At 63.3% G+C, this 22,956-nt stretch carries 19 protein-coding genes and 2 pseudogenes; 12 read left to right on the top strand and 9 right to left on the bottom strand.

Annotated features, from left to right (window positions below):
- The first annotated feature begins 22 nt into the window (after positions 1–22).
- From BIGA_RS05580 to BIGA_RS05555, 6 genes and pseudogenes are all read left to right on the top strand, one after another.
- Positions 23–1,480 (top strand): D-alanyl-D-alanine carboxypeptidase/D-alanyl-D-alanine-endopeptidase, encoded by a 1,458-nt coding sequence (locus BIGA_RS05580; protein ID WP_033507707.1) that lies wholly within the window; start codon positions 23–25, stop codon positions 1,478–1,480.
- A 1-nt stretch (position 1,481) separates the two neighbouring features.
- On the top strand, positions 1,482–2,684 hold the full coding sequence (gene tilS / locus BIGA_RS05575; protein ID WP_033507706.1) for a tRNA lysidine(34) synthetase TilS: 1,203 nt from the start codon (positions 1,482–1,484) through the stop codon (positions 2,682–2,684).
- Positions 2,653–3,210 (top strand): hypoxanthine phosphoribosyltransferase, encoded by a 558-nt coding sequence (hpt, locus tag BIGA_RS05570; RefSeq protein ID WP_033507705.1) that lies wholly within the window; start codon positions 2,653–2,655, stop codon positions 3,208–3,210. Before tilS ends, hpt begins: the two co-directional genes overlap by 32 nt.
- 1 nt (position 3,211) lies before the next feature.
- Entirely contained in the window at positions 3,212–5,290 is a 2,079-nt protein-coding gene (gene ftsH, locus BIGA_RS05565) for an ATP-dependent zinc metalloprotease FtsH (RefSeq protein WP_033507704.1), read from the top strand.
- Between the two features lie 354 nt (positions 5,291–5,644).
- Positions 5,645–6,115, top strand: a pseudogene (locus BIGA_RS09905) (2-amino-4-hydroxy-6-hydroxymethyldihydropteridine diphosphokinase); the annotation flags it as partial.
- Entirely contained in the window at positions 6,112–6,648 is a 537-nt protein-coding gene (locus BIGA_RS05555; protein ID WP_033507703.1) for a DUF3180 domain-containing protein, read from the top strand. The pseudogene BIGA_RS09905 and the gene BIGA_RS05555, both read left to right, overlap by 4 nt.
- 59 nt (positions 6,649–6,707) lie before the next feature.
- Here the strand turns inward: BIGA_RS05555 and BIGA_RS05550 are convergent, their stop codons facing one another.
- From BIGA_RS05550 to BIGA_RS05535, 4 genes are all read right to left on the bottom strand, one after another.
- Entirely contained in the window at positions 6,708–7,610 is a 903-nt protein-coding gene (locus tag BIGA_RS05550) for an acyl-CoA thioesterase (RefSeq protein WP_033507702.1), read from the bottom strand.
- A gap of 296 nt (positions 7,611–7,906) precedes the next feature.
- The gene (gene ettA / locus BIGA_RS05545) at positions 7,907–9,583 is read right to left on the bottom strand and encodes an energy-dependent translational throttle protein EttA (RefSeq protein ID WP_033507701.1); all 1,677 of its coding nucleotides are present in this window, start codon (positions 9,581–9,583) and stop codon (positions 7,907–7,909) included.
- Between the two features lie 255 nt (positions 9,584–9,838).
- The gene (locus tag BIGA_RS05540) at positions 9,839–11,128 is read right to left on the bottom strand and encodes a HipA domain-containing protein (protein ID WP_033507700.1); all 1,290 of its coding nucleotides are present in this window, start codon (positions 11,126–11,128) and stop codon (positions 9,839–9,841) included.
- Positions 11,125–11,391, bottom strand: a complete 267-nt coding sequence (locus BIGA_RS05535) for a helix-turn-helix domain-containing protein (RefSeq protein WP_051917120.1) — start codon at positions 11,389–11,391, stop codon at positions 11,125–11,127. Before BIGA_RS05535 ends, BIGA_RS05540 begins: the two co-directional genes overlap by 4 nt.
- Before the next feature lie 400 nt (positions 11,392–11,791).
- On the opposite strand from BIGA_RS05535, the pseudogene BIGA_RS05530 reads away from it, so the two are divergent.
- Both BIGA_RS05530 and BIGA_RS09295 read left to right on the top strand, forming a co-directional pair.
- Positions 11,792–12,862: pseudogene (locus BIGA_RS05530) on the top strand (IS256 family transposase).
- 118 nt (positions 12,863–12,980) lie between these two features.
- Positions 12,981–13,583, top strand: coding sequence for a transglutaminase-like domain-containing protein (locus BIGA_RS09295; RefSeq protein ID WP_081929514.1), 603 nt, complete (start codon positions 12,981–12,983; stop codon positions 13,581–13,583).
- A 163-nt stretch (positions 13,584–13,746) separates the two neighbouring features.
- On the opposite strand, the gene BIGA_RS05525 is transcribed toward BIGA_RS09295, so the two are convergent.
- Both BIGA_RS05525 and BIGA_RS05520 read right to left on the bottom strand, forming a co-directional pair.
- Positions 13,747–14,028, bottom strand: coding sequence for a hypothetical protein (locus BIGA_RS05525; RefSeq protein WP_033507691.1), 282 nt, complete (start codon positions 14,026–14,028; stop codon positions 13,747–13,749).
- An 896-nt stretch (positions 14,029–14,924) separates the two neighbouring features.
- Entirely contained in the window at positions 14,925–15,344 is a 420-nt protein-coding gene (locus BIGA_RS05520; protein ID WP_033507690.1) for a peptide deformylase, read from the bottom strand.
- 399 nt (positions 15,345–15,743) lie between these two features.
- Between BIGA_RS05520 and BIGA_RS09610 the strand changes: the two genes are divergently transcribed.
- Both BIGA_RS09610 and BIGA_RS05510 read left to right on the top strand, forming a co-directional pair.
- Positions 15,744–16,199, top strand: a complete 456-nt coding sequence (locus BIGA_RS09610) for a MarR family winged helix-turn-helix transcriptional regulator (RefSeq protein ID WP_051917119.1) — start codon at positions 15,744–15,746, stop codon at positions 16,197–16,199.
- Between the two features lie 148 nt (positions 16,200–16,347).
- Complete coding sequence (locus tag BIGA_RS05510; RefSeq protein WP_033507689.1) at positions 16,348–17,034, top strand: YczE/YyaS/YitT family protein; 687 nt, start codon at positions 16,348–16,350, stop codon at positions 17,032–17,034.
- 16 nt (positions 17,035–17,050) lie between these two features.
- On the opposite strand, the gene BIGA_RS05505 is transcribed toward BIGA_RS05510, so the two are convergent.
- On the bottom strand, positions 17,051–17,665 hold the full coding sequence (locus BIGA_RS05505; protein WP_161786270.1) for a flavodoxin domain-containing protein: 615 nt from the start codon (positions 17,663–17,665) through the stop codon (positions 17,051–17,053).
- A gap of 140 nt (positions 17,666–17,805) precedes the next feature.
- Entirely contained in the window at positions 17,806–18,822 is a 1,017-nt protein-coding gene (locus BIGA_RS05500) for a DMT family transporter (RefSeq protein WP_033507687.1), read from the bottom strand.
- A 212-nt stretch (positions 18,823–19,034) separates the two neighbouring features.
- On the opposite strand from BIGA_RS05500, the gene BIGA_RS05495 reads away from it, so the two are divergent.
- Positions 19,035–19,556 carry a nitroreductase gene (locus BIGA_RS05495; RefSeq protein ID WP_033507686.1) on the top strand — a complete coding sequence of 174 codons (522 nt, stop codon included), beginning with the start codon at positions 19,035–19,037 and terminating at the stop codon, positions 19,554–19,556.
- 55 nt (positions 19,557–19,611) lie between these two features.
- Positions 19,612–20,997: an MATE family efflux transporter gene (locus tag BIGA_RS05490; protein ID WP_051917118.1), complete on the top strand. Its 1,386-nt coding sequence runs from the start codon at positions 19,612–19,614 to the stop codon at positions 20,995–20,997.
- A gap of 34 nt (positions 20,998–21,031) precedes the next feature.
- Here BIGA_RS05490 and BIGA_RS05485 read toward each other — a convergent pair whose 3' ends face one another.
- A complete protein-coding gene (locus BIGA_RS05485) occupies positions 21,032–22,654 on the bottom strand; it encodes an ATP-binding protein (RefSeq protein WP_034259777.1) in 1,623 nt (540 codons plus the stop codon).
- Positions 22,655–22,956: the final 302 nt, after the last annotated feature.

Raw genomic sequence — 22,956 nt, 5'->3', positions numbered from 1 at the left:
TCAGTCGCGACAGGGAGGACCCGTGGCACGCAGGGCGTCACGTCACCGGCATCGCAGGGCCGTTGCGGCATCACGCCGCATTGTCACCGTCGCCGTATCCGCGGCGGCCACGGTGGCGCTCGGCATTGGGTATGTGGCCGGCGACCTGACCGACGTGGTGCCCGGTGTGCTGACCCTGCAGCCGATGCGGATTCCGACGGTGCCCTCCGCCCGCACCGCGCGTGCGGCGGACCCAGTGCTTGCGGACGCCGACCGGTCCATCCCGGTCGATGCCGCCGCCGCTGACGCGCTGATCGACACGTTCCTCGGCAGCGAGGGCGTCGGCTCGGACGTCTCGATCGCCATCGCCGGCGCCGACGGCACCGTGGTGGCGGAACGCAACGCCGACATCGTCCGTGAACCCGCCTCGACGCTGAAAACATTGACCGCGGTGGCCGCGGCCACCGTGCTGGACCTGTCGGACACGTTGGATACCGAGACCTACCTGATCCAGCAGGAGGGACAGACGCCCACGCTGGTGCTCAAGGGCAACGGCGACATGCTGCTCGGCGCCGGCGCCAGCGATCCGGACCATGTCAACGGTCGCGCCGGGTTGGGCACGCTGGCCGCGCAGTCCGCGGTGGCACTGCAACAGCGCGGCATCGACCGGGTCCGGCTCGTGTACGACGACACATTGTTCGGCGAGCAGCGTTACCCCTCCCGCATCGAGGAGAACAACCCCGACAACCTGTATTACGCGCCGGTCTCCGCCCTGGCGGTCGACGGCGGGCGCAACTGGAACGGCGATCCGCCGGACGATCCCGACCTGTACACCGGGTATGCCGAACTGTCGACGCAGCCCGCGGCCGATGCCGCCGCGACGTTCGCGACGCGATTGGCCGAGAACGGCATCGCGGTCGATGGCGAAGTGACCTCGGGCGCCGCACCGCAGGGGCAGTCGCCGCTGACGTCGGTCAGCTCGGCCCAGTTGAACGAGATCATGGCGTTCATGATGCGGCATTCGGACAACACGTTGGCCGAGGAATTCGGCCGGTTGACGGCGTTGGCGGCCGGACGGGAGAACTCGCCGCACGGCGCCACGCAGGCGGTCGCCGCCACGCTGCAGGATCTCGGCGTCGATACCGCCCAGCTGACGATGGCCGACTGCTCCGGACTGGCTCCGGGCTCAAGCCTGAGCGTGCGCACGCTGATCGGCGTGCAGTCCCGGATACTGGCCGGGGGCGCCGGCTCGGTGGTGGCGGGGGCGCTATCGGTGCCCGGACTGATCGGCACGGCCGCCGGCCGGCTCGATGACGAATCCGTTGCGGGGCTGCTGCGGGTGAAAACCGGCACCTTGGGCACGGTGACCTCGATGGCCGGCAGCGTGTCACGGTTGAACGGCGGCGTGCTCTGCTTCGCCGTGGTGGTCAACAATCCGGAGAACGCGTGGGAGGCGGCCCACGCCGTCGACGTGTTCATGGCCGATCTGCCGGGGCTGTGAGATGGCGTACAGCAGTCAGATCCGTGCGGCCGTGGGGGCGGTACGCGAATCCCTGGCCGGCGTCGGCGTGGGGGTGCAGGATCGACGGTTCACCCAACATGGCGAGCACGATCCGTTGCCGGATGCGCCGCTGGTATTGGTGGCGTGTTCGGGAGGACGCGATTCGATGGCGTTGGCGGCCGTGGCACGGACTGTATGCGCCTCGCTGGGCGTACGCTGCGGTGCGGTCATCATCGATCACGGTCTGCAAGCGGGCTCGGGACGGGTGGCGCGGGAGACGGCGGACCGTTGCGAACGGCTGGGGCTTGCCCCGGTGACGCTGCGCGCGGTGCAGGTGCGGGAAAGCGGCACCGGTGTGGAGGCCGCGGCGCGTGACGCCCGCTACCGGGCGTTGGCGGCTGCGGCACGAGAATACGATGCGTCGGCGGTGCTGCTGGCCCACACCCGTGACGACCAGGCCGAGACGGTGCTGCTGGGGCTGCTGCGCTCCGGCGGCATCGATGCGATCGCCGGCATGCCGCCCACGTTCGACCGCGACGGGGTGCTGTTCGCGCGGCCGTTCTTGGAACTGGGGCGTGCCGACACGACGGCGATCTGCGAGCAGCTGCGCGTGACATGGTGGGACGACCCCACCAACGGGGAGGCCGCGGAGGGGCCGCTGGATGCGCGGTATCCGCTGCGCTCCCGCATCCGGCACGATCTGATGCCCGCATTGGCCCGCTTCATGGGGGCCGACGTATCGGCGGTGCTGGCGCGTGGCGCCCGAAGCGCACGGCATGACAAGGAGTATCTGGACGCCGAGGCGGAACGCGCGCTGGCCGACGTGGCATGCTTCGCCGGCACGGCCGATGCCGTCGATGGTAGCGACACGGCGGGTGCTGCGGGTGCTGCGGAGCCTGCAGGCGCCGATGCCGTGCGGGCGGAGGAGCGTCGGGAACGGAGGGCGGCGCTGCTGTTCGATGCGCGGAAACTCGGCGCATTGCATCCGGCGATTCGGCGGCGCGTCATCGCCCATGGGCTGGCGTCCGTAGGCGTGGCGGGCAACCAGCGGCAGGTTGAGGCCATCGAGCGGCTGGCCGTGGATTGGCATGGTCAGGGAGCTGTGAACCTTTCCGGCGGATATTCAGTAAATCGCCAGAAACACGTCATTCGCGTGTGCCAAGATGGGATGCATGAAAATCGCGGATGTTCAGGATCAGATTGACCATGAGCTGATCAGCAAGGCTCAGATCGACAGTAAAATCGCGGAGTTGGCCGCGCAGGTCAGTGAGGATTACCGGGGACGGGACCTCCTGCTGGTGGCGGTGCTCAAGGGGGCGGTGAACACGTTGGTCGCCTTCTCCCAGGCGCTCAGCATCCCCGTGCAGATGGATTTCATGAGCCTGTCCAGCTACGGAGACGGCACGGTCAGCAGCGGCACGGTAACGGTACGGCAGGATCTGTCGGTTGATGTTCGCGGGCGGCACATTCTGATCGTGGAGGATATCGTTGATTCAGGACGTACGCTGGCATGGCTGGTCGACGAGCTGAAACGCCGCGGCGCCGCCTCCGTGGAGGTCATGGCCCTACTGCAGAAGCCGTCCCGCCGAGAGGTGGATGTGGACGTGAAGTACAGCGGCTATGAGATCCCCGACGAGTTCGTGGTCGGTTTCGGCCTGGATTACGCCGAACGGTACCGCAACCTCGATTCGATCGCCGTGCTGAAGCCGGCAGTATACCAAGGAGCGTGATATGAGCTATCCCCAGGGGCCTCAACAGCCGTCGGGCAATGGCGGCAACAATAACGGCAACGGCAGCTGGCCGCCCAACCCGTTCAACCGCGATGGGGGCAACCGCGGCGGCAACGATCCCAAGCCGGTATGGCGTTCGCCCTGGCTGTGGGGCGTGGCCATTGTGGTGCTGGCCATCCTGATGTTCCAGCTGTTCGCCGGCACCGGCCGTCAGACCATCGATACCAAGGACGGCATGCAGCTGCTGAAGGGCGGCGGCGTGACCTATGCGAACATCATCGACAACCGGCAGCTCGTCCAGCTGGACCTGAGCCAGGACTTCACCAAGCAGGACCCGGACACCGGCCGTGAACGCAACTACGGCAAGGAGGTGCAGTTCTACTACACCTTCGCGCAGGGCGGCGACGTCATCGACAGCGTGGAGAAGGCCAACCCGTCCAAGGGCTGGACCTCCAGCATGCAGCAGACCAGCGTCTGGAGCTACCTGATCAGCTCGATCCTGCCGTTCATCATCATCTTCGGCATCTTCTGGTTCGCCATGAGCCGCATGGGCGGCGCGGGCGGCATGTTCGGCATGGGCGGCAAGAAGAACAACGGCAAGCTGCTGGAAGGCCAGACGCCCAAGACCAAGTTCGCCGACGTGGCGGGCGAGGACGCCGCCGTGCAGGAGGTCGAGGAGATCAAGGACTTCCTCAAGGACCCGTCCAAGTACAAGGCGCTCGGCGCCCGCATCCCGCGCGGCGTGCTGCTGTACGGCCCTCCGGGCACCGGCAAGACGCTGCTGGCGCGCGCCATCGCCGGCGAGGCGGGCGTGCCGTTCTACTCGATGGCCGGCTCGGACTTCGTCGAGATGTTCGTGGGTCTCGGCGCCTCCCGTGTGCGCGACCTGTTCGACGAGGCGAAGAAGAACGCCCCCGCCATCATCTTCATCGACGAGATCGACGCCGTCGGACGCCGCCGTGGCTCCGGCATGGGCGGCGGCCATGACGAACGCGAGCAGACCCTGAACCAGCTGCTCGTGGAGATGGACGGCTTCGACAACGACACGAACCTGATCATCATCGCGGCCACCAACCGCCCGGACGTGCTCGACCCCGCGCTGCTGCGCCCCGGTCGTTTCGACCGTCAGGTGGCCGTGGAAGCCCCGGACCTGGAAGGCCGTGAGGCCATCCTCAAGGTGCACGCCAAGGGCAAGCCGTTCGTGCCGGATGTGGATCTGCACGCCATCGCCGTGCGCACGCCGGGCTTCACCGGCGCCGATCTGGCCAACGTGCTCAACGAGGCCGCGCTGCTGTGCGCCCGTGCCGGCGCCCAGCTGATCGACAACCGCGCCATCGACGAGGCCATCGATCGCGTGATGAGCGGCCCGAAGCGCAAGTCCAAGGGCATGGCCCTCGACGAGCTGCGCAACACCGCCTACCATGAGGGCGGTCACGCGCTGGTCGCCGCGGCGCTGCACCACACCGACCCGGTCACCAAGATCACCATCCTGCCGCGAGGCCGCGCGCTCGGCTACACGGCCGTCATGCCGACCGAGGACCGCTACTCGCAGTCGCGCAACCAGCTGCTCGACCAGATGGCGTACGCGATGGGCGGTCGCACCGCCGAGGAGATCGTCTTCCACGACCCGACCACCGGCGCCTCGAACGATATCGAGAAGGCTACGGCCATCGCCCGCAAGATGGTCGTCGAATACGGCTTCTCCTCGCAGCTCGGCGCCATCAAGTGGGCCGACGATGACGATCAGACCACGGTGATGGACGGTCTGCAGCCGCGCAAGTACTCCGACCGCACGGCCGAGATCATCGACCAGGAGGTGCTGAAGCTCGTCGAGACCGCGCACACCGAGGCGTGGACGATCCTCAACGAGAACCGTGACATCCTCGACGAGCTGGTCCGTCAGCTGCTGGTCAAGCAGACGCTGAACGAGAAGGAGGTCGCCGTGATCTTCGCGAACATCCGGAAGGCCCCGGAACGCGAGGTGTGGCTCTCCAACGAGCACCGCCCGGACTCCGATCTGCCGCCGGTGCCGATTCCCGAATCACTCAAGCGCTCGGTGGGCATGGGCGCCGGCGAGTGATCCGGCTCCGAACGGACAGCGAACCATAGAGGCGAGGGGCATGCCGTCTGACGATGGCACGCCCCTCGTTGCGGAAAGGAAGGGGAACCAACGATGACCGACAATCGTGAACCAGCCCGCATCGGCGTCACGGTGCAATTGACCGAGGAACAGACGCAGGCGTTCGCCGCCGGGCAGGCCGTGGACATCGTGGTGCGGCTCGTGCCGGACGTCTCCGCAACCTGCGGCGGGTCCCCTGCGGGCATGGGAGCCGCCGCGATGGAACCCTCCTCGGACGACGGCACATCGTATGCGCATCAGGAGAGCATGTGGGAGTCATCGCCCACGGCGGGGGAGGTGTTGCCTGGTGCGGTGTCGCGTCGCGCCGTCGTGTCCCTGGACAGCACCCTGCCGGAGGCGGAGACGCTGTTCCGTTCGGCCATCGTCTCGCTGGACGCCATCCCCGGCAACGAGATCGAAGGCATCTCGCCGCTGTACCACGTCTCCAACTTCGACGGACCGGACGCCATGGCCGCCGTCGTGCAGCTGCATACCAGGCTCGATGCGCGCAGCCTGATCGGTGCGCTCGGCACCATCGAGGAAGCGCATGCCGACCAGATCGATCTGGATCTGGTCGACATGGAGGGCGTTTCCAGCAACGAGCCTGACTGCCGGGTGCCTTGGCCGTCCGCGGCCCGGAGGGCGCAGGTGCTGGCGCCGTGGTTTGACATGGACCCGGACGCCCGGCTGGGCGGGGACCCGGTATCGTTCCTGCTGGCCATGGCGCCGGACGCCGGCAGGGTGGGTGTCCTGTCCGACGATTGGATCCTTGGGGGTGAACGATGAAGGTGCGTCGAACCCCATGGTGGTATTACCTGGTGGCGCTGATCATCGGCCTTACGGGCGGCGTCGGCCTGGCCATGCTCGATGAGCGCATGGCCACGTCATTGCTCGGTGCGCCATGGTTCGTGGATGTGGTACTGATGGCGATGGGCATTGCGGTGCTGGCCCTGGCCCTGCAGGTGCATGCCTACGCCAACACCGACCCTGTCAAGCGTCCGCACGCGTTCATCAACCCGCAGCGGGCCATGATCACGCTGGTGCTGGCCAAGGCGTTGGGGTTGGCCGGTGCCGCGCTCGCCGGCTGGTACGGCGGGCAGGCCCTGATGTGTCTGACGCATCTGGAGGCCTCGTACTATTACGATGCCGCCGTGGAGTGCGCCATTGCGCTGGTGATCTGCATCATCGACATGGTCATCGGCATCGTTTCGGAGGGGCTGTGCCAGCTGCCACCGGACGAGGGTGCGGAGAACCCCAAGCTCAAGCGCGCCGAACGCCGTCGCCGACTCCAGCAGGCCGCCGCCAAAACCGCGAAATGAATGAGGCGTGCCCTTCCATAGGGAAGGCGCACGCCACACTTCGAAGCGGGAAAACCATCTCAGCGTTCCTCGGGGACGCGAATCATCGCCTCCTGCGCCATCACGGCTACCAGCGAACCGTCCTGCGTGTAGACCTTCGCGGCGCCCAGGCCGCGGCCGTGACCGGCGGTGGGAGTGTCCTGCACGTACAGGTGCCACTGGTTGATGTCGATATCGCGGTACCACCACATCGAATGGTCAATCGAGGCGTAGGAGATGCCCGGCGTCATCAGGCTTAACCCCGCACGTCGCAGGATCGGCTCCAGCATGATCTGATCACACCCCAGCGCCAGCATCGCCCGGTGCATGATCTGAGGCGCGTCCACCTGACCGGCCGCACGCATCCACACCATCTGCTTGCCCGAGTCGTTCGCCGCGCTCTTCTTGTCCGCGCCCAGCATCACCGTGCGAGTCACGTGACGGATGTCGAACGGCGACTTCTCCGCGTAGTACCGCGCGAACGGCGACTGGTCGGCGTATGGCTGCATCAGCTCGCGCGCGCTGGTCAGCGTCTCCGGATCGGGGATGCCGTCCGGCATCGGGTCGGAGAACTCCACGCCATGCTGGCCGTGCTCCTGGAAGCTGGCGATGGCGGTGAGGATCGCGCCGTCGGACTGCGTTACATTGACCCGGCGTGCCGAGAACGAACGGCCGTCGCGCAGCGATTCCACGTCGAACAGCAGATCCTGATGGATGTCGCCGGCCTTGATGAAATAGCCGTGGATGGAATGCGGCAGGCGGGTGGGGGAGACGGTCTTCGAGGCCGCGACCACGGATTGTGCGATGACCTGGCCGCCGTAGACGCGGCCGGTGGGGAAGTACAGCGCCTCGCCCTGGATGTAGGTGTGGCCGCGATCCTCGGACGGCTCTTCCAGTCCCAGCACCTTGAGGAGACGTTCCATGGCGGTGGTTTCGTCGGTCATCGATTGTTCCCTCCGATTGCTTACACTGTGAATCAAGTACTGTGATGCAGTCTAGTCGCTGATGGTAACGGCGTACGACCACGCATGTCGGAGGCTCGTATGGGCTGGAGCCGTGTACCGTTCCTTGCCCGTGCGAGGTGCTGCGCTCCCACGTCCGTGTTGTCGCCTTCATGCGACAACACGGCGTATAGCGGTCGTCCTAGTGTCCGTGTTGTCGCCGGTATATGACGAAACGCCGCTGAGCGGGTCTGAGAGGACACCGTTCGGCGGCGTTTCATTCGTATGAGTGTCTGGCGTCAGCGGGTCAGCTTGCGGTGCAGGCGGTGCGGGCGGGCCGCATCCTCACCCAAGCGGGCCACCTTGTTCTCCTGATAGGCCTGGAAGTTGCCCTCGAACCAGTACCAGCGGGCCGGATTCTCGTCATCGCCCTCCCACGCCAGGATATGCGTGGCGATGCGGTCCAGGAACCAACGGTCGTGGCTGATGACCACGGCGCAGCCCGGGAACTCGATCAGCGCGTTCTCCAGCGATTCGAGCGTCTCGACGTCCAGATCGTTGGTGGGCTCGTCGAGCAGCAGTAGGTTGCCGCCCTGCTTCAGGGTCAGCGCCAGGTTCAGGCGGTTGCGCTCACCACCGGAGAGCACGCCGGTCAGCTTCTGCTGGTCGGAACCCTTGAAGCCGAAGCTGGCCACATAGGCGCGGGTCGGCACCTCCACGCCGCCGACCTCAATGAAGTCCAGCCCGTCGGAGACGGCCTCCCACAGGTTCTTCTTCGGATCGAGGCCCGCACGGTTCTGGTCCACATAGCTGATCTTGACGGTTTCGCCCACGGTCAGCTCACCCGAAGTGAGCGGTTCCAGGCCGACGATGGTCTTGAACAGCGTGGACTTGCCGACGCCGTTCGGGCCGATTACGCCGACGATGCCGTTGCGCGGCAGCGTGAAGCTCAGATCGTCGATGAGCACGCGGTCACCGAAGGCCTTATGGATGTGCTTGGCCTCCAGTACCTGCGAGCCCAGACGCGGCCCCGGCGGAATCTGGATCTCGGAGAAATCGAGCTTCTTGGAGTTGCGCGCCTCCTGCTCCATCTGGTCGTAGCGTTCCAGACGGGCCTTGTTCTTGGCCTGGCGGGCCTTAGGCGAGGAACGCACCCACTCGAGCTCGGACTTCAGGCGCTTGGCCAGCTTGGCGTCCTTGGCGCCCTGGATCTCCATACGCTTGGCCTTGGTCTCCAGATAGGTGGTGTAGTTGCCCTTGTACGGGTACAGGTGGCCGCGGTCCACCTCGCAGATCCACTCCGCCACGTTGTCCATGAAGTAGCGGTCGTGGGTCACGGCGATGACGGCGCCCTGATACTGGTGCAGGAACTGCTCCAGCCACAGGATCGACTCGGCGTCCAGGTGGTTGGTGGGCTCGTCGAGCAACAGCAGATCGGGAGCCTCGAGCAGCAGCTTGCACAGCGCCACGCGGCGGCGCTCGCCACCGGAGCACACGGAGACCGGGGTGTCCGGATCCGGGCACTGCAGCGCGTCCATCGCCTGCTCGAGCTGCGAATCCAGATCCCAGCCGTTCGCGGCGTCGATCTCGGTCTGCAGCGCGCCCATTTCTTCCATCAGCGCATCGAAGTCGGCATCCGGGTTCGCCATCTCCTCGCCGATCTGGTTGAAGCGGGCGACCTTCTCGGCGATCTCGCCGAACGCCATCTTGATGTTCTCGCCGACGGTCTTGGTGTCGTCCAGCGGCGGCTCCTGCTGCAGGATACCGACCGTGAAGCCCGGGGTCAGATACGCCTCGCCGTTCGAGACGTTCTCGATGCCGGCCATGATCTTGAGCAGCGTGGACTTGCCCATGCCGTTCGGGCCCACCACGCCGATCTTGGCGCCGGGCAGGAAGCTCAGCGTCACGTCGTCAAGGATCACGCGGTCGCCGTAGGACTTGCGCGCCTTGATCATCTGATAAATGAATTCAGCCATAGAAGTGTCTTATCCTGTCTTATCGTTGCTATTCCAACGTTTTGCGGGGTTCGGATTCCGTAATGACACATTCTGAAATGACACAACCGTTCACGGGGGTGTCTTGTGTCATTTCGTGGTCGTTGTTCGTGTCATTGCGGTGCCCCGATCCCAAGCAAAAGCACCTTGTGGATTATCCCATATCCCGTCGTCATGCCGCAACAGTGGGCATAGGCAAATCGAAGTGACGGGGTAGAGTATCGGAAACGGATTTCGTCACATGTTGATCCATGTCTTTGCGTCGTCGATCGTCATGGCCAGGCGCTGGTGGAAATGATCGAGGAAGTGCTTGTCTTTCAACAGGGCAAGGGTGTGCCGGTTCTCCTCCGTGGCTTGGTCGAACGCGTCGGGCAAGGTTTTCACCAAGCCCGTGAATCGGTTGATGACATATTCTCTGGGCAGCTCCATGCGGTCGGCGAAGCGGAGGAGATGCTTTTCTCGCAGTTGCAGGAGTTTGCGTTGCCCGCCGATGGTCATGGCTAGGGTGGAGGCGTATCGCTGCGTTCCCGATGCGAGATAGGGGAAAACGGAGGCGAAGTCGTAGAGCGGCGCCATGGCGACGTGCGAGCCTTGGAGCATCAGCGAATAATTCTTGGCGTGGCTGTCTGTCGCTCCCAGCAGGTAGCTGGAGAGTATGCCATCTGCAAAGATGCGGACGTTGGAATCGGCCTCGTGATGGATGTCATGCGCTCGCAGCATCTCTGCATAGGCCTCGGATCTCGGTCCGCCGTGCTCCTCGTATTTTCGGTCTGCGCCGACGCCGAGGGCTTGCGTGAAGTCGATTTGGTGCAGCGCGCGCACGGTTCCGTCGGCATTCTGTATGCGGTCGAAGCGCGTGGACACAATCGCCGGTTCTCCGTCGAAGAACCTGAATTCGGTTTCTGCGACGTTTAGTCCTAGGAAATGGGCGATGCGCATGGTGAAGTGCTCGTCGAAGGCTTGGTCGGGCAGTGAGGGGATGCCGGGCTTGAGGATATGCGTGGTCAGCGCGTTGCCTGATGCGGCGAACCATTGCCCGTTCCGGAGCAGCAGGGCGGTTTTGCCTTGCTGGCCGGCGACGGACCAGTGCTCGTCCTCGCCGGAGGATTGCTCACCGGCTGGGGCTGCCTGCCGAAGGCGCAGTGCGATGTCGGCGTCGTCAAGCGGTATGAGGTCATAGGGTTCGTTCGGCGGCTGGGGCGCTGTGGTCAGGCGCAGCGCGCCCGTCGAATCCAGCCCGATGGCCGTGAGCAGATCAAAGGCGCCGGTCGAAGCCGCATGATGCAGTCTCGCCGCATTGGCCCGGGCCGCGGGGGATTCGGGAACCAGCGCTTCGAGGAAGATGGCGGGGCGTTCGTCGTCGAAACCCTTCTCCTCCAATGGCATGTCCAAGGACAATGGGGTCGGATCGTTTGACCAGCGGTAGTCGTCGTCATAGGCGAACGAGACGGTTCCCCTGCTTGAACGGGAGAACCTGCCCACATAGGTGTCGGAAAGAAAGGCGAAAAGTGTGTCTTGGAAGGTCATGGCCGTTCATCCTTGCCTGCGGCGAATTCGTCGGCGAGTTGGTCGATGGGCACGCTCTGCCGCACGTCGAGGGAGAGTCCGAGCAGGTGCAATGCCCTCAAGATTGTGGCGAAACCGGGGTTGGGGACCTTGTCGTTCTCGAAATCGATGAGCCAGCGCCTTGATACGCCAAGTTTCGCCGCGAACGTTCCTTGGCTCAGGCCGAGCGCGCGACGGCGCTGTTTGACGAGTCGTGCGTATCCTCTCGTCGAATCGACAATCATGTGAACAATTTATCACCAGTTCCCATGTAGTGCAATATATTTCGCTATTGCGAGGATGTGCAATATATTTCTCATGTTTCAATGGATCGGGTCGCTGACTGCATCTATCTTGCATTGCAAAGTAGCGTGTGGTATCTCGGTATGCAATATAGTTGCGATGGGCGGATAACGCCCGGTTTGTTGCGCACTTTGGTTGAGATCTGAATGAAGGGACATGGTCCGTCGCCGGGGTACGATTTCAGTCGCCATACATAAAACCGCTATGGAAAGAGGCGACGAACCATGTCGAACCAGATTCTACAGGTCGACGAGAACATGCTCGAGACGAAGCTGGACCGTCTCGTGTCCCGGAAGGTCGAGGAGCTGTTGAACGCGATGCCGGACGCTTCAGGCCGACGAGATCACCGGGGCCGCGAGATACGAGCGTGCGTCCGGTCGGAGGGCCTACCGTGCGGGCCACTACGAGCGGAACCTGACCGTGAAGGCCGGGACGATGACGCTCAGGGTGCCGAAGCTGAAGGGCGCGGTCTTCGAGTCGGCGGTCGTCGAACGCTACCGGCGTCGCGAGCAGAGCGTCGAGGAGGCGCCGGTCGGCATGTACCTGGCCGGCGTCGGCACGCGTCAGGTCGACGACGTCAGCCGCCTGCTGTGGGGCGAGCGGATGCCCTCCCAGACGCTCTCCGACAAGCTCAAGCGCGTGTACGAGGACATCGATCAATGGCGGAACCGTCCCCTGGCGGCCCATTCGTACCCGTACCTGTTCGTGGACGGCGTGCGGCGACAGGCGCACGTGGGGCGGGTCGGTCGAGAACGTGAGCGTGCTGGTCGCCATCGGCGTGGACGACACCGGCCGCCGTGAGGTCGTCGGGGTCGCTGAGGGCATGAAGGAGGACAGGGCCAGCCGGGGCAGTTCGTCAGGAGCATGATCGAACGCGGTCTCAGGGGCGTGCGGCTCGTGGTCGGCGACCGGTGCGCCGGGCTCGTCTCCACCGTGAACTCGATGCTGCCGGACGCGCGCTACCAGCGGTGCATGGTCCACTTCATGCGCAACGTCCTGTCCAAGGTCAGCCACAAGCACGCGGCATGGGCCGCGTCCGCCTTGAAGGCCGTGTTCGCCATGGAAAGCCGGCAGGCCGCGTTGGAGAAGGCCGAACGGGTCGCCACCGAAATGGAGTCCAAGGGGCTGAAGGCCGCCGCCTCCTGCCTCAGGGAGGGCATCGGCGAGACCGCGACCTACCTGCTCGACGACTATCCCGTCGAGCATCGGCGGCGGATCCGCACGAACAACATGATCGAACGGCCCGACCGCGAGATCCGCCGGCGCACCAGAGTGGTCGGCAGCTTCCCGGACGGCAGGAGCGCGCTCATGCTCGTCTGCGCCAGGATCCGCTACGTCACCGCCAACCAATGGAGCGCGCGCCGCTACCTGGACATGTCCCGGCTCGACGGCATCATGCAATCAACCGACTGAAGTTGTCCTCCCGGCAACGGGCCGAACCGCTTTTGCGCAAGACTTCGGGCACAACCGATGGGGGCGCAACGGTGTAAAAAGTAAGCGAGCAGTAAATCGGTATTTTCGGAGGTGCTATATGCTTGATATTCAAGATAATATGAATAAATATCTTGCCTTTTCACACTATATCGATTGGAATGAACCAAGTGTACAAAGAAAAGCCAAGGAACTAAAAGACTCTACTGAAGGCGAAATCGAGCTGGCAAAAGCCACCTACTATTTTGTTAGAGATGAAATCAAGCATTCATGGGATATCCAGGATAAAAGAGTTACGGCAACGGCCTCAGATGTATTAAGAGAGGGTGTCGGTATTTGTTGGGCAAAGTCTAATTTATTGGCCGCACTATTAAGAGCAAATGGTATTCCTTCCGGAATATGTTATCAAAGGCTTACGTTAGGCAGTACGCCTGAAAGCGGATACTGCATCCATGCTCTAAATGCTATTTATCTAAAATCCATTAACCAATGGATTCGCATAGATGCAAGAGGAAATAAAGATGGCATACAAGCAGACTTTTCTGTTGACGATGAATGCTTAGCTTTCCCCATTCGGAAAGAATATGATGAGGTGGATTATAAAACCGTTTATGCCGAACCGTTACCGCAGACAATGAACATTCTTGAAAAAAGTACAGATGCGCTGTACATGTATCTGCATTCGTTGCCCGAAAGAATTTAACAAATTTAGTTTTATCAGGGAGATATCGGAGCCAGCCGAGCCAGTCAACGGTCAAGATGAACGGCGCATTTCATGCGCCGCCGTTAACGGTTCCGCCTGTTTTTGCCAAAGGGGCAATCAAAGCGGGAAAGCCCTAAAAAATGTCTTCCCGCCCATTTCATTTTTAAGAGAAGAACAGATTGTATTCAAGTCCGGCCTTATCGACGGTCGGATTGTTCGGTGTGTCGCCGAAGCCGTTTTCTTCGTCCGAACGCTGCTCAAGTATCGCTTGTCGTTCGCGGGATATGGCTCGCAATGCAGATGCATTGAACCATCCGGGGGCGAAGGATCTGTCCACACCAGACAGCAGATACGGTGACGCGTTGATGACACGGCGCTTCTGCTCGGAGACTGTCGAGAGGCTGTCGAAATAGGCGGCCTTGTTCCTCGCCGAACGCAGATACATGAGGCTCCTCGCAACAGCCAGTCTTCCCTACTCGTTTTGCGGAACGTTCGGGAAAGCAGTACCGACGGCAACGCGCCACAATGCCTGTTGCTGTTCGGTTTTCTCGGTGGTTTCGGCATTGCCGACGATTTTGGACCACGTGCCTCACATGAGTTTCGACACCACATCGTCATGGGTGATTTCATTTCGCGAAGTTTGCAGTGCTTGCTGAGCCAGATCTCGCGCTTTGTCGGCGGTCATACCCGGGTCCGTTGAATCTCATTGCGCCAACATGGTTCGTCTACATCTGTTCCGGTGAAGTAGCCATGCTTCTGCCGTCGACCATATGCGGGATTTGTTTATCGCCGGCGCTTGCGGAAGAGATCGCCAAAGGAACGCCCTCAATGGCTTGGAATATTCCTAACGCTGGCTCCTTGTCTTAGACGAAGTGGGGCTCACTACCGAAAATCCAGCGACAGTTCTTGGCCTGGGCATAATTTGAGCCGCCGTGGCCCTGACGTGGGCTAGTCGCTATCTCTGTCGATGGATGAGCGTGATTGTTTCTGCCTTCGGATGTTGGCGCGATGCTGCGGATTCATGGGCTAAGAAGCGTGGGTGCGCATGGGCGGGTGCTGTCCGGAGCATAGGGGATTGCTCGTTCATCTGAACGGAACTATCGCGATTGATGACGATTGATGACACAGACTTGACACAAGTGCCGACCTCAGACGATGGTGACACACTTTTGTGTCACAAGACACGCCGAAGAAACGTTGAAATAGCAATGGTTACAAAGGCTGTTCCATCTGGTATACAAACTCAGCCAAAGTGATCCCATCCTCTAGGAATTCGATTGGTCACATACGTTCACCATTATTCCCCAAGCGGTCTACAGACCGTACGGAACGGTCGTCGGCTCAGATGATGATGCCGTTGCAGTGATCGACCTCATGCTGGATGATCTGCGCGGTCCAGCCGGTGAACGTGGCGTGACGGTCGCGCATACAGCGGTCCTGGTAGTCGACCTCGATGCGTCGGTACCGCAGCGTCCGGCGCTCGCCCTTGAGCGACAGGCAGCCTTCGGAGGTGTCGAACGCGCCGTCGGCGGCGGTGATGCGCGGGTTGAAGATGACGGTGATGCGGCCGCCCATCTCCTCGTCCACGAACGCGATGATCGCCTTGGCCTCGCCGATCATGTTCGCCGCCATGCCGACGCAGCGGCTGCGGTTGGCCTCCAGCGTGTCGCGCAGGTCGTCGGCGATGGGCAGGTCGTCGGCGGTCGCCGGCTCGGCCGGCCGTCGCAGGAACGAAAGCGACGTCATGATGGGACGCTGCATGGGAACTCCTTTACAGGGACAATGATGCCGGTCGGTCGGGGCCGGCGATGACGGCGTCGCGGCGGTTTGCGGCCCACCGGCGATGTGTCACCAGCTTATGTCGGGGTCGCCGACATGGCCGGGTCGGTTGCGTCGCGGGCGGAATCCGTGCCGGGGCGCCGCCGTCGGATGGTTCGCGGCGGTTGTCGAGAGGCGGTCCTAAAAAATGGTTTGCAATCAAACCAATTGGCATGCGGCGGACGTCGCGTGCGGTCGGAAGCCGCATGCGGGCGCAATCATGTGCGGAAACATATCGCCCACGGTCAGAGCCGTATGCGGAGATACGTCGCGAGCGGTCGCAACTGCGCGCGGGAAAACGGGGCGTGCGCGGCCGGAGCCGTGCACGGGGAAAGGACCGCCATGCTGGATGACGAGGTGCACTTCCTGCTGATGCGGGCGTTCAACAGCAGCAACCGCGCGGTCGTCGAACGCACCGGCGCGATGGGGCTGCTGCCCGGCCAGCCGAAGGTGCTCGAATACCTTTCCGAGCACGACGGCAGCCGCGCCACCGACATCTGCGCCGGCTGCGTGCTCGACAAATCCACGATGACAAGCCTGCTGTCCCGCATGGAGACGGCCGGGCTCATCGAGCGCCGCCGCAGCGAGACCGACGGCAGGGCATCGATGGTATGGCTGACCGCGCACGGCGCCGAAATCGCGCGCCTCATGCGCGAGTCCATCGCCGGGGTCGACGACGCGGCGATGGAGGCGTTGGGGAAGGAGGACTACCGGCGGCTCGCCGCGCTGCTGCGCAGGGCGACCGTCGCCTTCGACCGGTGCAAGACGAGCCGCGGACCGGAACGGCCGGCCTCCTGACGGCACGCGCCGTCGATCTCCGCGCCGGCGGATGCCGATGGCGATGACGCGGAGACGGACGCCGGGCGGTGGGCCGCATCGCCGGATGATATGCCGGCGGCGTCCGACGATCGACATGACAACCATGACGGGAAAGGAGCAACAAGCAATGAACCATATCGTGGCGCGATTCGCGTTCTTCGTGCTGGGCGTGGCCATCAACTCGTTCGGCATCGTGCTGATCACGGTCGGCAATCTCGGCACCTCGCCGATCTCCAGCGTGCCGTACGTGTTCAGCCTCGCGTTCCCACAGCTGAGCTTCGGCATGACCACGTTCATCTGGAACATCCTGTTCATCATGATCCAGGTCGTTCTGCTGCGCCGCCGTTTCAAACCCTCGCAGTTCCTGCAGATCATCGCGAACATCCTATTCAGCTCGGCCATCGACGTCAGCTCGGCCATCCTGTGGTTCCTTGACCCGCAGGCGCTGTGGGAGCGGCTGCTGTGCGTCGTGCTCGGATGCCTGATCCTGGCCTTCGGCATCGTCATCGAAGTCGCGCCGAACGTCATCGTCGTGCCGGGCGAGGGGCTGGTGCGCGCACTGTCGATCGTCACCAAGGTGCGCTACGGCACCGTCAAGGTGGCGTTCGACGTGACGCTGATGGTCATCGCGACGATCTGCTCGTTCATCTTCTTCGGCCGGTTGAACGGCATCGGCATCGGCACGATCATCTCGGCCATCATCGTCGGCCTGTTCATCAACGCGATCAACAAGCTGTTCAGGTTCCCGGACCACATCCGCGCGCTCGCGCTCAGCCATGATGACCACCGTGAAACGGTCACCGTCAGCAAATAGCCGGTATTGGTATCGACTACTGAACCACTGACGCTGCCGGATCGGCGAGCTCGTCGACGATGGGCTGCAGCGTGGCGAAATCAACCATGTCGACCGCGCCGCCATACGTCTCGTTGAACATGCGCGTGTCGTCGGTCCACTCGTCCTCGGGCACACGCTTCTCGTGCTGCCACATCATCCACATCATCGCCCGGTGCTTCGGGCTCAGCGACGCGTAGTCGATGCCGCCGCGCAGGTGGAAGCATTCGACGTGCGCCGCGACGGCGGGCGGCAGCTGCCTGTCGACGACGGCGCGCAGATGCTCGGCGTTGCCCGGGATCGCCGGGTCGCCCAGTCCGACGGTGACCACGATGACGCGCGGTCGACGGCTCGCCTCGGCGACGGGGTCGTCCTCGCGCGGGAACCGGCGGATGCGTTCGGTGACGTTCACCAGCCGCGCCATCGTCCGCTTCAGTCCCGGCACGCCGCCGGCGAACACCGCGCCGAGATACACGATGACGTCCGCGGTGACCAGCGAGACATCGTCGACCGCGACATAGGGAACCGCGGCGGTGCCCAGCAGCCGCGCGAGTTCGTCGGCGTACCGTTCAGTGGTGCCGTATCTGCCGCCGTACACAATCAGGGTGTCCATCGCATCCTCCTTGATGTCGGCCATCCTCGTCGATGGCAGGTGGCTCCCATTGTACGGGCGGCCGTGGTCCGCGGACGGCCCGGATGCCGGTCCGGTCGCGGCGGGCCGGCCCGTGGCCCGAATGACGGCGCGGGAACCCGCTAGCCCAGACGGATCAACGCGATGCCGGCGACGGCGACGACGATGCCGGCGATCTGCACGACGCCGACGCGGCGCCTGGCCACCGCGAACCATCCGAACGTATCGATGAGCAGGCCGCCGATCACCTGGCCGAGCAGCGCGACCAGCACGGTCAGCCCCGTGCCCAGCAGCGGCGACAGCACCGAATTGGTCAGGACCACCAACGAGCCGAGGAATCCGCCGAACCACATCCACCACGGGTTGCCGCCGCCGAATGCCCGGTGCAGTCCGAAGCCGCGGTCATGGACCAGCACGATCACCAGCAGCGTCAGTAGTCCCACGAGGAACGAGACGAACGATGCCTTGATCGGCGAACCCAGCTCGGTGCCCAGCCGTCCGAGTATTGAGGTCTGCACCGCCGAGCACATGCCGCACAGCATACCGATCCCGCGCCACAGCCATATCGCCGGGGACATCCGCTCGTCGCGACGGACCTGAACGCCGGTTCCCGTGCCGTCGTCCCCGCCGCCATCGGCCCGGGGCCCCTCCGTCCGTCGGACGCCGCGTTGCGGCCGTAGCCGGCCGCCGTACACCAGGTCGGCGACGACGATCGCCAGTGCGAATCCGACCGCCGCCAGCACCGCGCCGATCGCGCGCGCCACGGTCATCGGCTGTTGCGGACTGCCGAACCAGCCGAATTCGTCGATGAGCAGGCCCATGAGAATCTGACCCAGCACCGGCATCATCACGGTCTGCAGGCTGCCCAGTTTCGGCAGCAGCAGTATGTTCCCAGTCATGAAGATCACGCCGAACAAACCGGCCAGCCACATCCACCACGGGCCGGCCAGCGCCGATGCCGGCAGCAGCGGGTGCGGTCCCAGCGTTAGCGCGGCGACGAGCGTCACCAGCGTCCCGACGGTGAACGAGACCAGCGATGCGCGGAACGGCGTCCCCACGGCCATGCGCAGACGACTGTTGACGGCGGTCTGGATCGGCGTGACGGCGCCGACCATGACTCCCAGAAGCAGCAACGGCATACGCAACACCTCCCACGACCGATGATAGCCACGGGCGCGGGGAAATGATCGATGTTTGACGGTCTACCGGAATCGCGCTACAATCAGAACCGCAAAATTCAAGTGGACTTTTCCGGATTCGGTCATCTTTTTGCCACGTGGCTATCTTGTGATAGCCACGTGGCTTTTTTGTTGTCCGCATTCGGAATGCCGACGGAATGGAGGATGGTGTTATGGATAACGACTTCCTGTCTCTTATCAAGACGCGTCGCGCCGTAAGGGCTTATACAGATGAACCTGTACCTTCCGATGTGCTGGACGCCATACTGGAAGCGGGAACTTACGCGCCTACCGGCGGCGGACGCCAATCTCCCGTCATTGTCGCGATCACGAATCCCGAATACCGGCAGGAGATAGCGAGACTGAACGCGGAAGTGATAGGGAACGAAACGGACCCTTACCATGGCGCACCCGTTGTGGTTTTGGTTTTGGCGGATGGCTCCGCGAACACCTTTGTGGAGGATGGGAGCTGCGTTCTTGAAAATATGATGCTGGCCGCCCATGCGTTCGGATTGGGCACCGTATGGGTACATCGGGAGCGTGAGATTTTTGACGGTAAAAAAGGCAAGGCTCTTCTGCGGGAATGGGGGCTTCCGGAAACCTTACGCGGCGTCGGGGCGATTGCATTGGGTTATCCGGCCAGGGAGCCCGGTCGGCCCGCGGCTCGGAAGCAAGACTACATCGTACGGATCTGACATTCCGTTATCCGGCGCGATTCCCCTGCATCGGATAAGCGGAGAGGAGGAAAATATGCGAACCGAAAACAAAATGGCCGTTGAGCCCGTCGGAAAACTCATTTGGCAAATGTCACTGCCGCCTCTAATCTCCATGTTCCTGCAATATTCCTATAACCTGATAGACAGTGCGTTCGTGGCGCAGCTGAGCGAGAATGCGCTGACGGCGGTCTCCCTGTCGTTCCCGATCACGACTCTGATGAACGCGGCCTCCATCTGGATCGGCGTCGGCGTGAACGTGCTGATCGCCGGGTATCTCGGAAGGAAGGAGCAGGACAAGGCGAACGCCGCCGTCACGCACGGGTTGCTGCTGTCTTTCGGCATCGGCGCGTTGCTCACCCTGGTGTCGCTGTGCATGATGAGGCCTTATTTTCGGGCGTTCACCGGCAATGAGGAGATCTATCGGCTGAGCATCGCCTATATGGGCGTATGTTCGTTCATGCAGATTCCCAACATGGTGCATATCGCGATCCAGAAGATGATACAGGCCACAGGGAATATGGTGACCCCCATGTGGTTCCAGATCGCGGGGGTGGTCGTCAATTTCGTTCTCAACCCCGTCCTGATATTCGGCATCGGCGTCTTCCCGGCCATGGGCATAGTCGGTTCCGCGTCGGCCACCGTGTCGGGCTATCTGGTATCCATGATCCTGGCGTTCGCCCTGTTGCTGGGGACGAAGCAGAAAGTGCAGGTGAAAGTCAGAGGATTCCGTCTGCAAAGGCGGATGATCGGCCGGATCTTCGTCTTTGGGCTGCCGTCGTTCATCATGAATGCCCTCAGCTCGTTTATGGTGACCATCGTCAACCTGTTTCTGGTCGCGTATTCCGATACGGCAATCGCGTTCTTCGGCGCGTATTTCAAGGTGCAGCAGTTGATCGTCATGACGGTGAACGGTTTGATTCAAGGCTGCCTGCCTGTCATGCGGTTCAACTACGCCGCGGGGAACAAGGAAAGGCTGCATTTGGCCTTCCGATACGGAACCGTTTTGGTCACCGGCATGATGGTGCTGGGGACACTGGTCGTCGTCCTCCTCCCGGCGCAGATCCTGGGATTGTTCATGGCATCGGAAGCCATGCGTTCGTTCGGAATATCCGCCATGCGGATCATGGCGGCAAGCTACCTGTTCTGTGGCCTCTCCACGATGATCTCCACCTATTTCCAGGCCACGGAGAAGGTATATTCGAGCATAGCGATCCAGCTGTGCAGACAGTTGCTGTTTCTCGTCCCCGCGTTATGGTGTCTGGATAGACTGTTCCGGTTGAACGGGATCTGGCTTGCATTCCCCGTCGCCGAAATCGCCGCCCTGCTCGTTGCCCTCGTGATGATGGCATGGTATCGCCGCAAGGAAGGTTCCACGCCGCGTGTCGCGGACGGAAACGATGGACAAACGTCGCGACGTTGATTGTTAACGGGCGATCATGCCTGGCAAGTCGTCGTTACCGGCGTGCACGGGCGTCGCGGGTGCACAGCCGGTAATACTTGTGCGGCGTGGGTATGGCATCGCCCGATTCGACCAGGCCCTTGTTCATCAGGCTGCGCAATCCAGCCGCCACGGCGACGGGGGAGAGTCCGAGTTCGCGGATGATGTCGCGCACGCTGGCCGAGGGTTCGCGCTCGAGCAGATGCAGGATGCGCCTGGCGAAATCCCGTTCGGTCAACGCGGCGTCGTTCACGCGTCCGGGGATGACGACGCGGAACAGGTCGAGCTCGTTTTCGATACGCACCGGCTCGCGCGCCTCGCTGCGTAGCGCGGCGCCGATGCGCAGATATCCGGTGCCATTGTCGCGCAGCACGGTGCCGCCGTCCGGGGATGGGGCGGATTGCAGCAGGGAGAACAGGAACGCGTTGCGCGTGGACGTGGAGGCCTCATGGGTGAGCCGTTGTTTGGAGACCGCGCCGAACAGGCCTCCCGGGTTCGACACCTCGATCCGGTCGGTGAACACGTCGACGTGCACGGGCGTGCCGAGCGCGTCTGGGGAGTAATCGCGGTGGGTCAGCGCGTTGGCGACGGCCTCGCGCAGGACCAGCTGCGGATACATCGCGGTCTGCGCCGGGGCAGCGTCGGAGCTGGTGCCGGGAACGGCGGTCCATGCCATCAGCGAGGCGACCGTGTCGTCGATCATTGTGGGGATCGGCCCGGTGAACGTGTCGGACGCGACGAGTTGCGCGTCGCCCCTGAACACCTCGTCGCGCGAGGTTCCCGGGTATACGGCGACGGTGACGGTAAGCCGCGGGAAGAACTTCTGCGGATACCGGCCCACGGCCAGCAGTCCCGCGAGCGTGGGGTGCGCGCGGTGCGCGGCCTGCACCGGTTCGATAGCGTCGGGGGCGACGGTGTCCGGAGCCGTTGCGGTGTCGTTGCGATTCGTGTCGTGTGCGCGCGTTTCGTCGTCGCAGGACTGACGGTCTTCGGCATATTCATCTGTGGACGGTTCGCGCAGGATGCGCAGATCCAGCATCATATCCTCGTCGGAACGGTCCGCGAACACGTGCGGGTGCCGCTCGCGCTCGCGTTCGAGCAGGGCGCGGAGGAGTGTCGGGTTGAGATCGTCGAGCGTGGCCTCCGGCACGATCGCGATGTCGTGCTCCGGCTGGCGTTGCTCCTCGAGCAGGCGGTCGACCTCGTAGGTGGTCATCTTGCGGTCGCCGTCGCCGGTGCGGATATAGGAGCCGCCGTGCGGGCCGATCGAGGAGATGAAGCAGGGCTTCTCGCGCGGCAGCATCTCGTCGATGACGGCGAACACCAGGTTCGCACCCTCGAACGGGCAGGTCACGATCACCGGACGGACCACCGGCGTGAGTTTCTCGCAGGCCTGGCTCAGCGCCTCCTGCATCGCGCGTGCGTCGAAGTCCTCGACCGGCGTGAACCCGGCTTTCTCGCTCAGTCCCAGGATGATGTACCCGCCGTTGCCGTTGGAGAACGCGGACAGCGTCTCGGTGATGGTGGAGCTGATCTTGCGCTTGCATTCCTTGACCTCGAACTGCTGCGTATCGTTGCCGATGACGCGCATCAGTTCGATGAGCTCGGTCATCTTGGCCGTGTAGTCGTCGTTGTCCATCGCGCCTCCAGGAGTGTGCCGCTGCCACTCGGTGACGGTTGTACTCCGGCTGGCTCCGGTCGTACTCCGGTTGGTGCCGGTCCTCCATCACAGGTTCCTGTCATCCATCCTATGCCGACGGCGACGCGTGCACGGCGACGTCGGCCAGGCATGTCGCCATACCACCGCGGATAACAGGGCCGACACGGGACAGACGGGACGCAACAGGGGCGGGTTTCACATCGCCCGTGAATCGGATACGATAAAGCCCGCGACGGGCGTTCCTCGTCGCGGGCCTTGACGCCGCGGTATGTATGGTTGCG

This window comes from Bifidobacterium pullorum subsp. gallinarum (assembly GCF_000741215.1).
Taxonomy (GTDB): Bacteria; Actinomycetota; Actinomycetes; order Actinomycetales; family Bifidobacteriaceae; genus Bifidobacterium; species Bifidobacterium pullorum_B.
Note: the sequence above shows the minus strand (reverse complement) of the source record. Positions and strands in the feature narration are given on the sequence as shown.